The following is an 838-nucleotide window of genomic DNA, read 5'->3' as shown; positions in this document are numbered from 1 at the left end:
TGGCGCTGACGCCGGTGGTGGCGCAGCTTAATGGCTCCGGCCGACGTGAGCGCATTGCACATCAGGTTCGCCAGGCTTACTGGCTGGCAGCGATGGTCTCTGTGCTGATTATGGTGGTGCTGTATAACGCCGGATACCTGATCGGCGCGATGCATAATGTTGACCCGGAATTATCCAGAAAAGCGGTGGGATACCTGCACGCCTTGCTGTGGGGCGCTCCCGGTTATCTGTTTTTCCAGGTTGCCCGTAATCAGTGTGAAGGTTTATCAAAAACGAAACCCGGCATGGTCATGGGGTTCCTCGGGCTGCTGGTGAATATTCCGGTTAACTACGTCTTTATCTACGGTCACTTTGGCATGCCTGCACTGGGCGGAATTGGTTGCGGCGTGGCCACCGCATCGGTCTACTGGGTGATGTTTATCGCGATGAAGGCCTGGGTGAATCGAGCCAAATCAATGCGCGATATTCATATTGAGGGACGTTTCAGTGCGCCAGACTGGAAAGCATTACGCCGTCTGACCGGGCTTGGTCTGCCGGTTGCGCTGGCACTGTTCTTTGAAGTGACATTGTTTGCTGTCGTGGCCCTGCTGGTGTCTCCGATGGGGATCGTCAAAGTCGCGGGCCATCAGATCGCCCTGAACTTCAGTTCACTGATGTTCGTCCTGCCGTTATCGCTTGGGGTCGCCACCACCATCCGCGTAGGCTTCCGACTGGGTCAGGGTTCTGTCGAACAGGCCAAAGTCGCCGCGTGGACAGCGCAGGGCGTTGGCATCGGTATGGCTTGTATGACCGCGCTGTTCACAGTGACGTTTCGCGAAGAGATCGCCCTGCTTTATAC

At 56.4% G+C, this 838-nt stretch carries 1 protein-coding gene; it reads left to right on the top strand.

Annotation, left to right across the window (positions count from 1 at the left end; all coding sequences use genetic code 11):
* On the top strand, positions 1 to 838 hold an 838-nt coding region (locus WH277_RS08225; protein ID WP_339505219.1), incomplete at both ends, for an MATE family efflux transporter.

It is taken from the genome of Erwinia sp. MYb416, from assembly GCF_037479575.1.
Lineage (GTDB): Bacteria > Pseudomonadota > Gammaproteobacteria > Enterobacterales > Enterobacteriaceae > Erwinia > Erwinia rhapontici.
The sequence above is the reverse complement of the archived record's forward strand: the minus strand, read 5'-3'. Positions and strand labels throughout refer to the sequence as shown.